Annotated in this window: 13 protein-coding genes, 1 tRNA gene and 2 riboswitches; of the genes, 5 read left to right on the top strand and 9 right to left on the bottom strand. The window is 60.0% G+C overall.

The genetic code is table 11. The features are described 5' to 3' along the window. Positions 1 to 208: 208 nt before the first annotated feature. Both pheA and nadB read right to left on the bottom strand, forming a co-directional pair. Positions 209 to 493: a chorismate mutase gene (pheA, locus tag JFN93_RS03710; RefSeq protein ID WP_199382652.1), complete on the bottom strand. Its 285-nt coding sequence runs from the start codon at positions 491 to 493 to the stop codon at positions 209 to 211. Between the two features lie 8 nt (positions 494 to 501). Next, positions 502 to 2,100 (bottom strand): L-aspartate oxidase, encoded by a 1,599-nt coding sequence (gene nadB / locus JFN93_RS03705; protein ID WP_199382651.1) that lies wholly within the window; start codon positions 2,098 to 2,100, stop codon positions 502 to 504. A 245-nt stretch (positions 2,101 to 2,345) separates the two neighbouring features. Here nadB and JFN93_RS03700 point away from each other — a divergent pair, with 245 nt between their 5' ends. The 4 genes from JFN93_RS03700 (at position 2,346) to JFN93_RS03685 (ending at position 4,330) form a co-directional block, all read left to right on the top strand. Beyond that, positions 2,346 to 2,894, top strand: a complete 549-nt coding sequence (locus JFN93_RS03700; RefSeq protein ID WP_328753570.1) for a lytic transglycosylase domain-containing protein — start codon at positions 2,346 to 2,348, stop codon at positions 2,892 to 2,894. Positions 2,895 to 2,915: 21 nt separating this feature from the next. Beyond that, a complete protein-coding gene (pgsA, locus tag JFN93_RS03695; RefSeq protein ID WP_199382650.1) occupies positions 2,916 to 3,512 on the top strand; it encodes a CDP-diacylglycerol--glycerol-3-phosphate 3-phosphatidyltransferase in 597 nt (198 codons plus the stop codon). A gap of 58 nt (positions 3,513 to 3,570) precedes the next feature. Then, positions 3,571 to 3,645 (top strand) — tRNA-Cys (locus JFN93_RS03690). Positions 3,646 to 3,925: 280 nt separating this feature from the next. Then, the gene (locus JFN93_RS03685) at positions 3,926 to 4,330 is read left to right on the top strand and encodes a PaaI family thioesterase (protein WP_199382649.1); all 405 of its coding nucleotides are present in this window, start codon (positions 3,926 to 3,928) and stop codon (positions 4,328 to 4,330) included. Positions 4,331 to 4,442: 112 nt separating this feature from the next. On the opposite strand, the gene JFN93_RS03680 is transcribed toward JFN93_RS03685, so the two are convergent. The 7 genes from JFN93_RS03680 to JFN93_RS03650 form a co-directional block, all read right to left on the bottom strand. Continuing rightward, positions 4,443 to 4,652, bottom strand: a complete 210-nt coding sequence (locus JFN93_RS03680) for a hypothetical protein (protein WP_199382648.1) — start codon at positions 4,650 to 4,652, stop codon at positions 4,443 to 4,445. 130 nt (positions 4,653 to 4,782) lie between these two features. Continuing rightward, the gene (locus JFN93_RS03675; RefSeq protein WP_199382647.1) at positions 4,783 to 5,298 is read right to left on the bottom strand and encodes a hypothetical protein; all 516 of its coding nucleotides are present in this window, start codon (positions 5,296 to 5,298) and stop codon (positions 4,783 to 4,785) included. Between the two features lie 51 nt (positions 5,299 to 5,349). Next, a complete protein-coding gene (locus JFN93_RS03670; protein WP_199382646.1) occupies positions 5,350 to 6,156 on the bottom strand; it encodes a TOBE domain-containing protein in 807 nt (268 codons plus the stop codon). Between the two features lie 144 nt (positions 6,157 to 6,300). Continuing rightward, a complete protein-coding gene (locus JFN93_RS03665; protein WP_328753565.1) occupies positions 6,301 to 7,314 on the bottom strand; it encodes an ABC transporter ATP-binding protein in 1,014 nt (337 codons plus the stop codon). Then, on the bottom strand, positions 7,311 to 8,009 hold the full coding sequence (locus tag JFN93_RS03660; protein ID WP_199382645.1) for a GTP-binding protein: 699 nt from the start codon (positions 8,007 to 8,009) through the stop codon (positions 7,311 to 7,313). Before JFN93_RS03660 ends, JFN93_RS03665 begins: the two co-directional genes overlap by 4 nt. Further along, entirely contained in the window at positions 8,006 to 9,238 is a 1,233-nt protein-coding gene (locus JFN93_RS03655; RefSeq protein WP_199382644.1) for an ABC transporter substrate-binding protein, read from the bottom strand. Before JFN93_RS03655 ends, JFN93_RS03660 begins: the two co-directional genes overlap by 4 nt. Positions 9,239 to 9,475: 237 nt before the next feature. Continuing rightward, a complete protein-coding gene (locus JFN93_RS03650) occupies positions 9,476 to 10,024 on the bottom strand; it encodes a NifB/NifX family molybdenum-iron cluster-binding protein (RefSeq protein WP_199382643.1) in 549 nt (182 codons plus the stop codon). Positions 10,025 to 10,638: 614 nt separating this feature from the next. Beyond that, positions 10,639 to 10,715, top strand: a riboswitch (cyclic di-GMP riboswitch). Positions 10,716 to 10,832: 117 nt separating this feature from the next. Next, a riboswitch (cyclic di-GMP riboswitch) is annotated at positions 10,833 to 10,908 on the top strand. 63 nt (positions 10,909 to 10,971) lie between these two features. On the opposite strand from JFN93_RS03650, the gene JFN93_RS03645 reads away from it, so the two are divergent. Further along, positions 10,972 to 12,174, top strand: a complete 1,203-nt coding sequence (locus tag JFN93_RS03645) for an RCC1 domain-containing protein (protein WP_199382642.1) — start codon at positions 10,972 to 10,974, stop codon at positions 12,172 to 12,174. The last annotated feature ends 171 nt before the right edge of the window (positions 12,175 to 12,345 follow it).

Raw genomic sequence — 12,345 nt, 5'->3', positions numbered from 1 at the left:
TGTGACTTGTCAAAAGCCAGCCGCAGATGAACGCCGATGAACGCTGATTCTACAAAATTCCGGGACACCGTTACCCCCTCCCCACCGGAGAGGGTAGCCGGAGCCCGGGTGAGGGCGGTGCCGCGAAGTGATTCGATGTCCGGCAGCGCTGCCGGAACCCCATCCCCTCACCCCGCCCCTCTTCCTGAGGAAGAGGGAGGGAAGGTGCCTAGTGGCCGGCCGCGTCCCCTTCGGTCCGGATCCGCTCCAGCCGGCGGGATTCGTCGATCACCCTCTCGAAGAGCCTGACGATCGCCTCGTCGTCGAGAGGACCGGGGTTCTCCTGCGTCATCCGCATAAAGATCTTCTTCTCGCGGGAAGGGTCGTAGACCGGCAGCCCCCGCTGCTTCTTGATCTTGCCGATTTCCAGTGCGAGCTGGGCGCGCTCGTTGAAGATGCGCAAGAGCTCGCCGTCCAAACGGTCGATGTTTTCCCTGATCTGATCGATCGTCATGGGGCTCCTCAGAACTGCTTTTTAAGGAAGGTGTCACGCTTCCAGTTGACGTCGTCGGTGGTCGGGTGGTCCAGGTTGTAGTTGAGCCCCCGCGACTCCTTGCGCTGCATCGCGCAGGAAACGATGAGTTCGGCCACCGTGGCGATGTTTCTCAGCTCGATGAGATCGGAGGTGACGATGAAGTTCCAGTAGTATTCGTCGATCTCCTTCTGGATCAATTCGATGCGCCGCATGGCGCGCTCCAGCCGCTTGTCGGTCCGGACGATCCCCACGTAGTTCCACATGAAGCGCCGGATCTCGTCCCAGTTCTGGGAGACGACCACCATCTCGTCCGAGTTGGTCGCGGTGCCGCTGTCCCACACGGGGATGTCGGGATGGCTGAAGTTCGCCTCGCCAAGGGTCTGGACGGCATGCTTAAAAGCGCGCCCGGCGTAGACGGCAGCTTCCAGAAGGGAGTTGCTGGCCAGGCGGTTGCCGCCGTGCAGGCCGGTGAAGGCGACCTCGCCGATGGCGTAGAGATGCTTCACGTCGGTCTCGGCGTTGAAATCGACCGCGACCCCGCCGCAAAGGTAATGCGCCGCCGGGACGACCGGGATCATCTCCTTGGTCATGTCCAGCCCGTACTCCAGGCAGGTCTGGTAGATGTTCGGGAACCGGCCCCGGACGTACTCGGGGTCCTTATGGGTGATGTCGAGATAGACGCAGTCGTCGCCGTGGGTCTTCATCTCGTTGTCGATGGCGCGGGCCACGATGTCGCGCGGCGCCAGGTCCTTGAGCTGGTGGTAGCGCTCCATGAACGCGGTGCCGTCGCGGCGGCGCAGGATCGCGCCTTCCCCGCGCACCGCCTCGGAGATGAGGAAGGACTTCGCGTGCGGGTGGTAGAGGGTCGTCGGGTGGAACTGCATGAATTCCATGTTCCGGATGGTGGCCCCGGCGCGGTAGGCCATGGCAACCCCGTCACCGGTGGCGACGTCGGGGTTGCAGGTGTACAGGTAGACCTTCCCGGCTCCGCCGGAGGCGAGCAGGGTGATGTTGGCGCGGAAGGTCTTCACCACGCCGGCGTTGATGTCGAGCACGTGGGCGCCGAGGCAGCGGTTCACCTCGAGCGGCTTTTTCGCCAGCTTCGATTCGGTGACCAGGTCGATGGCGATGTGGTGTTCGTAGATGGTGATGTTTTCGTGGGCCTGGGCCGCCGCCACCAGGGCCCGCTCGATCTCGCGTCCGGTGATGTCTTCGGCATGCAGGATGCGGCGCTGGCTGTGCCCACCCTCGCGGGTGAGGTCGTAGACCCCGCCGTCGTTCTTGGTGAACTGGACCCCCCAGTCGATGAGGTTCGCGATGACCTGCGGCCCCTCCTCCACCACCATCCGAACTACGTCCTCATGGCAGATACCGGCACCCGCAACCAGGGTGTCCTGCACGTGGGCGTCAAAGGTGTCTTCCTTGGAGGAAACGGTCGCGATCCCCCCCTGCGCGTAATTGGTCGCGGACTCCGTTATCTCGCGCTTGGTGACCAGGGCGACTTTGCCATGGGCGGCAGCCTGCAGGGCAAACGACAAGCCCGCGATTCCACTGCCGATCACCAGAAAATCACTTTGAAGCTTCATAAATCCCCCAAGAAAGGTAGATTTTCCACGGTGTTTTGTGGCAAACTGGCGAATTATTGATCTCCGCCATTTTTTTGTCAAGGCTTTTGACCCTTTACCGGCCTAGTGTGGAACAATACCCCTTGAATTATCATGCTTATTGGTCTATATCTTTTCGGGTCCACAAACGCCGGTCGAGCCGCTTATAGAGAGGTATCGCCGCTTTGAACATTGTTAGATACATCATATTGATTGCTTCTGTAACAGTGGCAACATCTGCCGCTGCCGATATCTACCGTTACGAAGATCCGGATGGCACGATTCACTTCACGGACGCCCCGACCGACAAAAGGTTCAAGGTGTTCATGAGGGACATCAGGAAGGATCGTAAGCTTCGCACTGCCTTCAAGCTTCCCGGCTATGCCAGAAACCCCGGTGAATTCGAGCCGATGATAGCTACCTACTCCCGACAGTACGGTGTCGACAGCGCGCTGATCAAGGCCGTCATCATGGCCGAGTCGGGCTACAACCCGACCGCGGTGTCCCGAAAGGGCGCCCAGGGGCTGATGCAGTTGATGCCGAAGACCGCCCAGGGGCTCAAGGTGAGCGACAGCCTGAACCCCTCCGACAACATCCGCGGTGGGGTGCGCTACCTCCGCTTTCTCCTGGATACCTTCAAAGGGGACGAGTCGCTGGCGCTGGCCGCCTACAACTCCGGGATGAACAACGTCGCCAAGTACGGCGGAATTCCCCCTTTTGCCGAGACCCAGAATTACGTAGCGAAAGTGCTAAGTTACCGAAACAACTACCGCTAGTTTAGAAGCAAAGGCCCTTTGATGTCTACTGCCGCCGCTCCAGGACGGATCCTGAACATCCCCAACATCCTCACCCTTTTGAGGATCGCCGCTATCCCCGTACTGTGCGTCCTGCTCCTTTCCCCGAGCCGCGAGGCCGGCTTCTGGGCCGCCGCCCTTTTTGCGGCCGCCTCGGTCACCGACTGGCTCGACGGCTACCTCGCCCGCCGGATGGGGATCGAAACCGTCTTCGGGAAGTTTCTCGACCCGATCGCGGACAAGCTCATCGTCATGGCCGCCCTGATCATGATCCTCCCTTACGACCGGGTCCCGGCCTGGATGGTGCTCGTGATCCTCGGGCGCGAGATCATCATCACCGGTCTGCGCGGGATCGCCTCCACCGAGGGGATCGTCATCAGCGCGAGCGTGCTCGGCAAGTTCAAGACCATCTTTCAGCTCGTCGCGATCATCGGCCTTTTGCTCCATTACGATTACCGCTGGTTCTTCGGGATCGACCACCCGATGCTCGTCGTGAACATGCACAACGCCGGGATGTTCTACCTCTGGATCGCCACGGTGATCACCATCTGGTCCGGCGTCGACTACCTCGCGAAGTTCATGAAGTTGATCGCAAAATAGAATTAGTCGTTGACACGGCCCCGGAAAAAAGTTATAAAGCGGACTCCGTTTGAAAAACGGCGGCGTGGCCAAGTGGTAAGGCAAAGGTCTGCAAAACCTTCACTCACCGGTTCAAATCCGGTCGCCGCCTCCAATTAATAGAAAAGGATCAGTACTTCGGTACCGATCCTTTTTTCGTTTCTTGCCCCATCGCGAAAAAGCATGAACCACAGAGGGGCACGGAGGTACACAGAGGAAACAACCTCTCCTCCCCTTGCCAGACACAGTATCCCGCCTCCCCCCAATCAAGTTATTCCTTTAAAAACTATCCCCGCCTCAGGTATCATCAGGAAAAGACCTCGTTACCAAGATCCACACGTGGAACGTATCAGCACCTTTGAAGCACCAGCTTCATTCCAGACCAGGAGCACGCCATGCTGACGCCGGCATATTTCAATGAACTCGGAGCCATCTACCTTCCCGGCCGGATCGGCCTGACCATTACCGAAGTCGGAGCGGCTGAACTGCACGCCGAGTTGGCGCTCCAACCTTTTCATCTGGCGCCCAACGGCTACCTGCATGCCGGCGCCGTGGTCACCCTGGCCGATACCGCCGCGGGCTACGGCTGCGCCGCCAACCTGCCGGAGGGGGCAAAAAGCTTCACCACCATCGAACTCAAGTCCAACCACCTCGGCACCGCCCGTGAGGGAACCATCGAGTGCGTTGCCAAAGCCGCCCACCTCGGCAAGACCACCCAGGTCTGGGACGTAACCGTCACCCACCGCGAGACCGGAAAAACGATCGCCCTTTTCCGCTGCACCCAGATGATCCTCTACTAGCGTCCACCCTTGACCTCGTTCCCAAGGTCCACCTTGGGAACGCATCGAAGAAAAAAAAAGCCGCCTCTGGGCTCTTTCCGGAAGCGGCTTTTTTTCATCTGCAAATGTTCCTTCAACTGGACGATTCCACCGGCGCCGGAGCGGGTGCCTCGGGAGGGGCCGGAGCCGGAGTCTCCGGGCAGGTCGGGCACTGCCCTTCGGGGGCCACGACCGGAGCTTCGGTTGACGGCGCCGTTTCCTCAGCGGACACAATCCCGGCAAGGGAAACAATCACAACCAGCGCCAGTGACCAGGCAAACAGTGACATGACGATCTTTTTCATGGTGACCTCCTTCGTTTTGCCCATTCCCTCAGGCGTTGGGAGATGAATACCGGACAAGTGAGGAGAAAAACGGTACTAAATGTGGAAATCAGGTAAAGACCGGTAAAGCCGTAATTCTGTCCCGCGCCGGCTAAAAGAAATACATCGCCACGAAACGGAGGGTGTTGTCGTTGCCCAAGGCGCTTTCGCCGGCGGTTCCGTTGGCGTTGCCGTACTTCGTCTCCAGGTTCTGGTACTCGAGCCCGACCCGGATGGCGGCGTTGAGATCGTAGGTCGCGTTGGCGTAGAAGGATGAGGTCCATTTCTGGTAGCTCGCGATTCCCGCGTACTCGTCGTAGTTTCTGGCTCTTCGGCTGCCGTAGCCGACGGTGATCCCGAGGTTCTGGGTCGGAAAGGAGATGATCTCCGCGGCATAGCCGTATCCCTTGGCGGGGGAGAGGTTGCCGTTGGGGTCGAACGTGTTACTGACCCCGGCCGCCGGGGTGCCGACGACGGCCTGGGCCGTGGCATGGTTGAATGCCATGTTGGCCGCCGCGTAGGTTTGCGCCTCCAGGGCGACACTCCCGGCGCGGTTTTTCCCGTCCTTCGACGCGAGCAGGGGACGAATGCATGCAGCCGTATCGGACTGATATATAACCATCTTCATAACGATAAAAACAGAAAAGGGGGCATCGTGCCGAGCCCCCTCTCCTGCCTGCTAACTCACTCCCAGGATGACGCTGGAAGCCTTGAAAAGGGCACAGGCATGGCTGCCGACCTTCAGCCCGAGGTTCGTGGCGCTTTCATGGGTGATGACCGCACTGATGACGTTGCCGCCGCCGATTTCCACGTCGATCTCGGTGTTCACCGGCCCCTCGACGATGGTGATCACCGTTCCGCAGTAGATATTGCGGGCGCTGACCTTGGCATCGTGGAGGTCGGTGCCAATGATGATGGAACTGGCCTTGACGATGGCGAAGGCGTCCATCCCCTCCTTCAGTCCCAGGTTGGTGACGGCACCGTTGGTGACCGTGGCGGTAAGCGGTGCCCCACCCTTCAGGGTAAGGGTGACCTCGGCGTTTACCGCGCCTTTGACGATCTTGCCAATGGTTCCCGCGAATACGTTTCGAGCACTGACTTTCATGGATATCCTCCCGATAAATTTCCGGAGGCTTTCGGCGTCCCCCAACCTCTCGTCCAGATTGGCCAGGTACTTCCGATGCTCCTCCTGGATGATGCGGAACTGGCTGACGATCCTTTTCCCTTCTGCCGTCAGGTTGGTTCCCCCGCCCCCCTTCCCTCCGGTCAACCGTTCGACCAGTGGTTTTTCGGCGAGGTTGTTGATGAAATTGATGGTGTCCCAAGCCGTTTTGTAGCTGACGCCGACCGCCTTGGCCGCCTTGGTGATGGAGCCCAGGGTGTCGATGTTATCCAACAGGTCGATCCGATCCGCCCCGAGATACCGATGCTCCTGCTTTTGAAACCAGAGACTTCCTTCGAGCTGCCCGCTCTTCTTCTTTTTCACGTACAGATTTCCTTTCCGCGGATGACGTGGCTACACCTGGATGTTCGTCATCCTAAGGGGGAGGCACGCGGACCTCAAGAGAAGTGAGTCGATGAGCCGCCGTCCCCCCCCTGCAGCGAAAGCAGAAGCCCCTACGCACCGATCTTAAACAGTTATCGTTTCCCCGTTTCGCAGCGCCCGACGCACTTCATTGAGCTGGGCGTCGAGTTTTTCGAATTGTTCCAGGCAGGCCCGTTCGCCGGGGCTGGTTTCGATGATCCGTTCGATCCCGCCATTTTTAAAGACGATCCGGCGATCGCCGAGGAGGGCCAGGATCGGGTCATGGGTCGCCATCAGGACGATCTTGCGCCGGTCGACCAGGGTTTGCACTGCGCGCTTGCGGTCGATGCCGGCGTTTTCGATTTCGTCGATCAACACGATCGGCGAGGCGCTGAGGCACGAAGTATCGGCGATCATCAAGGCACGCGATTGGCCGCCGGAGAGCGCGGTGACCGGCGTCTCGGGGAGAAACGGTTCCCCGGCCAGGGTGTTGGCCAGGACGATGACCGTTTCGGTGACGGCGGCCACGTCCTGGACCATCCTGCTTTCCGCATGCATGGTGATAAATTCGCGCACGGTCAGGTCGATGACGAAGTTCATGTTCTGGGACAACTGGGCCACCAGTTTGCGGTCGATGGCAAAGCGCAGCCCCGGATCGGGTGGCGCGCCGTTGATCAACACGGACCGGCCGGTCGGGGAGTCGCCCTGGGCGAGCCATTCGATGTCGGCGAGAAAGCGGCTTTTGCCGGACCCGGTCGCACCCACGATGCAGACGATCTCCCCGGGCCGTACCGTCAGGGTGCCACCTTCGGGCTTGCCGCACTTATCGTGGCCGCCGACTACGGAAATGGACTCGATGCGGCTGTCGAAGGCACCGATGGTCTCCGGATCGAACAGATCCAGGAAACCGCGCAACCTCTCCTCCAGGGCTTCCCGCTCCAAGCCGAGATCCTCGAGGAGGGCCTGGGGCAGGGCCGCGAAGTGGTCCGCCGCGCTAAATCCGGTCGGAGGCAGGGGGAGCCCCACCATTTCAAAAAACTCGACCGCCTGCGGGCAGCGGGCGACCAGGTCCTCCACGGGAAGCTGGCACGGGTCGCTGCGGTTCCCCGGCTTTTTCACGGTGTTTCCCCGTCGAAGGCCATCTTCTTTACGTTGCCCAGCTGGAAATCCGAACCGATGCGCCGCTGACCCAGACAGTAAGAACAAAGTGCGGCCGGCATGGTGAACCGAAGCAGCGCTCCCTCCAGGTTCCCGGTCACCGGGGCCTCGAGCAGCAACTTTCCAAGTTCGTGCCCCCCCTGTCCGGTCAACCCATTAACGTTCAGGATGACCGCCTGCGGATTGACCTGACGTACCCGGTAGGCGAAAACCTCCCGCTCGGCCTGGGAAACGATGTCCCCCTTGGTAATCACCACGATGTCCGCCATCTTGAGCATCGGCCCGATCTTCTTCGGGGTGTCCACCCCACTTAGGTTGTCGATGACGCAAACCGCGAGCACCCCCTGGATATGCGGCGCACAGCGGTTGCACAGTCCGGCACTTTCGATGATGAGGAGGTCGAACTTCCGTTTCTCCCCCCAGGCCAGGCACTCGCTCACGTTGGCAACGAAGAAATGGTCCGGGCAGAGGCTCCCGGCGAGCCCGGTATGCACCGGAATCCCCTGTCGTTCGTAGAGAAGCTGGTCTCCGGAGCTGAGGGAGTCGAATTTGACCACTCCGACGGCAACCCCGCCCCCCGCCAAAGCGCCGATGGTCTTCAGGGTCACCGCGCTCTTCCCCGATGAAGGGGGGCCGGCAACGGTCACGACTTTCATGCGGCGGCACCTGAAAAGGCGCGCTCGAAGATCTCGTTGCTGTGGGCGATCAGCGCCTTCAAATCGTTGTTTTTCACGAAATCCCAGCCGATCCACTTGAAGGAGGCGTGTTCCGGCAGGGCGTTGTCGATATCCGGATGGAGGGCGGGAAAGAACGCGCCGGAGCAGATGCGCGCCACTTCCGGGCCGGAAAGAAAGTCGATCACGGTGCGCAACGCCTCACGTTTCTCGGCCTTCACCAGCATAGTCACCGGGCTCACCAAGGCCCCGTCCTCGGGCCAGACCACCGAAACCCCTTTTCGCCCCATCAGGGTCTTAGCAAAAAAGAGCGGCATGACGCTCACCGCGGGTGCGTTGTCTCCTCCGGATAGGGCAGCCTTGACCATCTGGGAGGGATGCCAGCCGTAGCGCACGTTATGCCCCAGCCGTTCCAGCCCGGCCGCACCGAACTCCTTGTAGATGGTCAAGAGCAGGGTTTCGCAGAAGCTCCCGTCCCGGTTGCCACGGATGGCGAGACTGCCGGCGTACTCGGGGCGCAAAAGATCCAGCCAGCACGACGGGACCGGACGGTCCCCGAGCCTGGCCTCGTTTACCACCAGTACCAGGAGGTTGGTTGCCAACATCGTATAGTGCCCGTCCGGGTCGATGACGCCCAGGGCCTGCAGGTGACGGTCACCGGTCGCCGCGTTGACACATTGGAACTGTCCGGTGTTGATGAAGCGTTCGACGAACCAACGATGGAAGAAACTGTTGAATCCGGGCGTTATGACGATATCGGGCATCTCGTCGAGGTGTTCGAAGTGATCGGCGTAATCGGCATAATCGAGCTGATTGTTGGCATTGCCTTCGATGCAGAAGGAAAGCCGGGCCCGTTCCGCCTCGGGAAGCCGTTCGACAAAGCCCAGGAAAGCCTCTTCCAGCGGCACCTTAAGGGGACAAGGAAGCAGCGCAAACAAGTTGAGATTGCCTCCCCCGGTGTCCGCCACGGTGTCACCGGAAGTTTCTTGTGGCCCGACCAGGTTGAGGAAGGCGCGCGGATCAATCTGCCGGGAGCGCAGCAACGTCCCCAATTTGACGATGGGACCGTAGACCTTAAGATTCTCCGGCTCCAGTATCGCTTGGCATCCCTGGTCGGTCAGGGCCGGCACCGCACCCGGAAATCTCGCCAGAAACTCGGCAATACTCAGGTGCAGCGGGAATTCGGCGGTTTTATCCAATGTCGCAGTCATGGTTGGAGTCTCCGGGTCGAACTGGTAACAGTGAGGGGGCGCGGACCACCCGCACCAGGTTCCCCGCTTACATTACCTGTGCCAAAACCTGCCTGGGGCTCCATCCAGGTAACCACCTACAATCATAGGTCATTTAGCACGACGATCCCTTCGGCGGGTCCCGGGAGAGCCCGGAAGTTGCCGTAAATTGCGGCAACTGCTTCGCCCGGGGCAAACATTGGACTTCCGGTCCACCTCCTAGAGGAGGTTATGCACCATGACCAGTTGTTCCGGAAACGGGAGGGAAAGAAAGAGTTCGGGGCTGATGCCGCGACGTTCCAGGTCCTGTTTGAGGGTGCCGATAAGACGATTCTCCCAGCCGGTCCCCAGCAGGCGGGAAAGAGCGGCCTCCAGGCGGAACTGGTCCTGGCCCCGCGCATCGAAGGTGTCCCGCATCTGGACCCGGTGCAGCCAGGGTGCGGAATTCATGCAGAAGGCATCCTGAAGCCGACCGACCATGGTTTGTATTTCCGTTCCCGCGGCGGCCTCCAGGGCATGGATCTTGTGGGCAACCAACCTCGCCCGGGAACGGATGCTGATCTCGGTAGCGCATACCATGGCGCAGCCATTGAGCGCCTCGATCCGCACCGCATTTCTCAAATCGTAAGAACCTTGCCCCCCAGGCATCTCAAGACGGTGGAGGTAAAAGGAGGCGTCACTACGGATTTCCCAGATGTCGTAGGTACCTGTTTTTAAAAAACCACCGTCGATACCAATTCCGTCCGAAGAGGCAAATGCGACTTTCATGACCAATTCCTCCGTCACCAGGCAGCGTTGGACACACCTTCTACACAACACATGCCAAAGTCAAAAGAGCGTCACCAGGCAGGGTAACTACCCGTACCTACGCATATTCAAGAGATATCCCCGCAAATCGTTATATAGACTCAAACATAACGTCTGCCGAAGGAAGAAGCAGAATGCCCCCTAATCAGGCAGGCCACCGGATGAGACCGATATCCGTCCCAGGTACCACTGGCACAGCGCAGCCAACATGTTTCACCACGCGCGACAGCTACTCAGTGTCAAATCCCTGTTCAGAGCTTGACCTGCTGTGCCTACTCTGATCATATTTTTGACTGGCTGATTTTGGCCACTGTCAGTATTTTCAAACAGTTGTTTATTATGTGAAAATGGCACCATGTTTGCTGTTACCATCTGCAAACACAGACTATTCCGGATCTTGCACACACCTTTGACAGTAGGCAAAAACCCAGACACAGAGAAGGTCATTTGCGATCCAATTAGTCCTAAAACAATGTCATAAAACCATGATTGCAGACAAGGAGGTGATCACTAACGGATAAAGGGCTCTCCCGGGAGCCAAGGCTAAGGGTTGCGAAACCCTGGCAGACAGTGATACGCGATACTACTAAACCATCCGCGAGGGTGGGACGGAAAGCCCATTGGGTCTCCTTGAGACAGCCGGGATGCCGAACTATCACAGCTTCATCATGATATGACGCGCCCGGCTTTTTTGCGGGGTCAATTCGACAGGGGGCAGTGGCTGAGGTCACCGGAGCTTAAGGCGCCGGAGAAACATTCCTAAAGTGATAACCGATAAGACTAAACCATCCGCGAGGGTGGGACGGAAAGCCCATGGGTCTCTTCGAGACAGCCGGGATGCCGAAAGATCGCGATTGCTCCGCACTTTGGTCGGTGCGGACCTAATCAATCACTAAAGGAGTAACATCATGTCGAATTTCAATGGGATGGTTAAAAACGTGGTTGCACAGGTAGTGGTCGGTTTGGCAATGCTGGTGGGCACGCTGGTGACGGGGATGCAAAGCGCGGAAGCGGCAACGCCGTGGTACGCCTACGGCAGTGAGCACACCCTGGTCCTGAAGGCCGATGGAACGGTCTGGGCGGTGGGCGCGAACGGCTACGGCCAACTCGGCAACGGCAAGAGCAGCTGGTTCAACACCAGCGAGCCCCGGCCGGTGCCCGGGATGAGTAACGTCGTCGCCATCGCGGCGGCGGGCGCCCACTCAGTAGCCCTCAAGGGGGACGGTACGGTCTGGGCCTGGGGGAACAACGCGGCCGGTCAGCTCGGAAACGGCACCACCAGCGACAGCGCCTATCCGGTACAAGTCACGGGGCTTGTCCACGTAAAAGCGATTGCCGCAGGCAAGAGCCATGTCGTGGCGCTCAAAGAGAACGGAACGATCTGGGCCTGGGGGAACAACCGCATCGGCCAGTTGGGGAATGAAACGAGGGTCAATTCCAGCGTGCCGGTCCAGGTAACGGGGATTTCCGGGATCGTTTCCATCGCCGCGGGAAGCTTTCACACCCTGGCGTTGAAAGAGGACGGTACGGTTTGGTGCTGGGGCTACGACGCCAACGGCGCCCTCGGGATGACAGCCTCCACCGTCCACGGGACCACCGCCCCGACCCGGGTAGCCGGCCTATCGGACATCAAGGCAATTGCCGCGGGAATGCACCACAGCGTGGCGCTCAGAAAGGACGGGACGGCATGGATCTGGGGGAGCAACGCCTCCAGCCAGCTCGGCAACGGCGAGCGTTCGGAAGGAAGCGCCGTTCCGATGAGGGTGGCGGGACTGGGCGACCTCATGGACGTCACCGCCAAGGCAAACAGCACCATCGCCCTTCGGGGAGACGGCACCGTGTGGGCCTGGGGCGATGCCGGATCCGGTGAATGGGGCAACGGCGTTTCGATGGCCGGCAGCGAGAGACCGGTACAGATGAGAGGACTCACCGGCGCAACCATGGTCGCCGCCCTCGTGAAACCGGAGACGGTGGTGTCCCCGACCGCAACGTTCCTGGCGCAGCTGCAGCGTGACGCCCATCCGCGCGAGGCGATCGCCCTCAGCACCGCTCCCGCCGGTCCGAAACAGAAATTCGTTGCCGAGGCATTGTTCACCGTGGCGCTGCACTAGAACTTGAATCGGCTGAGCTCCCTCTCCCTCCGGGAGTGGGGCGGGATAAGGGAAGCGGGTTAGCTTCGTGGCGCCGCCCTCACCCCAGCCCTCTCCCAACGGGAGAGGGGGCTCGTCGGACTCAACAAAAACCAATCGCCGGGGAAGTCCCGAAAGGTGAAAGGAGTTAAA

It is taken from the genome of Geomesophilobacter sediminis (assembly GCF_016458275.1).
In the GTDB taxonomy this organism is placed as follows: Bacteria; Desulfobacterota; Desulfuromonadia; order Geobacterales; family Geobacteraceae; genus Geomesophilobacter; species Geomesophilobacter sediminis.
The sequence above is the reverse complement of the archived record's forward strand: the minus strand, read 5'-3'. Positions and strand labels throughout refer to the sequence as shown.

Bases quoted from the DNA above. Each gene is read 5' to 3' on its own strand.
- JFN93_RS03675 (WP_199382647.1), bottom strand. From the start codon at position 5,298: ATGAAGATGGTTATATATCAGTCCGATACGGCTGCATGCATTCGTCCC.
- nadB (WP_199382651.1), bottom strand. From the start codon at position 2,100: ATGAAGCTTCAAAGTGATTTTCTGGTGATCGGCAGTGGAATCGCGGGC.
- JFN93_RS03660 (WP_199382645.1), bottom strand. From the start codon at position 8,009: ATGAAAGTCGTGACCGTTGCCGGCCCCCCTTCATCGGGGAAGAGCGCG.
- pgsA (WP_199382650.1), top strand. From the start codon at position 2,916: ATGTCTACTGCCGCCGCTCCAGGACGGATCCTGAACATCCCCAACATC.
- JFN93_RS03685 (WP_199382649.1), top strand. From the start codon at position 3,926: ATGCTGACGCCGGCATATTTCAATGAACTCGGAGCCATCTACCTTCCC.
- JFN93_RS03650 (WP_199382643.1), bottom strand. From the start codon at position 10,024: ATGAAAGTCGCATTTGCCTCTTCGGACGGAATTGGTATCGACGGTGGT.
- JFN93_RS03680 (WP_199382648.1), bottom strand. From the start codon at position 4,652: ATGAAAAAGATCGTCATGTCACTGTTTGCCTGGTCACTGGCGCTGGTT.
- JFN93_RS03655 (WP_199382644.1), bottom strand. From the start codon at position 9,238: ATGACTGCGACATTGGATAAAACCGCCGAATTCCCGCTGCACCTGAGT.
- JFN93_RS03645 (WP_199382642.1), top strand. From the start codon at position 10,972: ATGTCGAATTTCAATGGGATGGTTAAAAACGTGGTTGCACAGGTAGTG.
- pheA (WP_199382652.1), bottom strand. From the start codon at position 493: ATGACGATCGATCAGATCAGGGAAAACATCGACCGTTTGGACGGCGAG.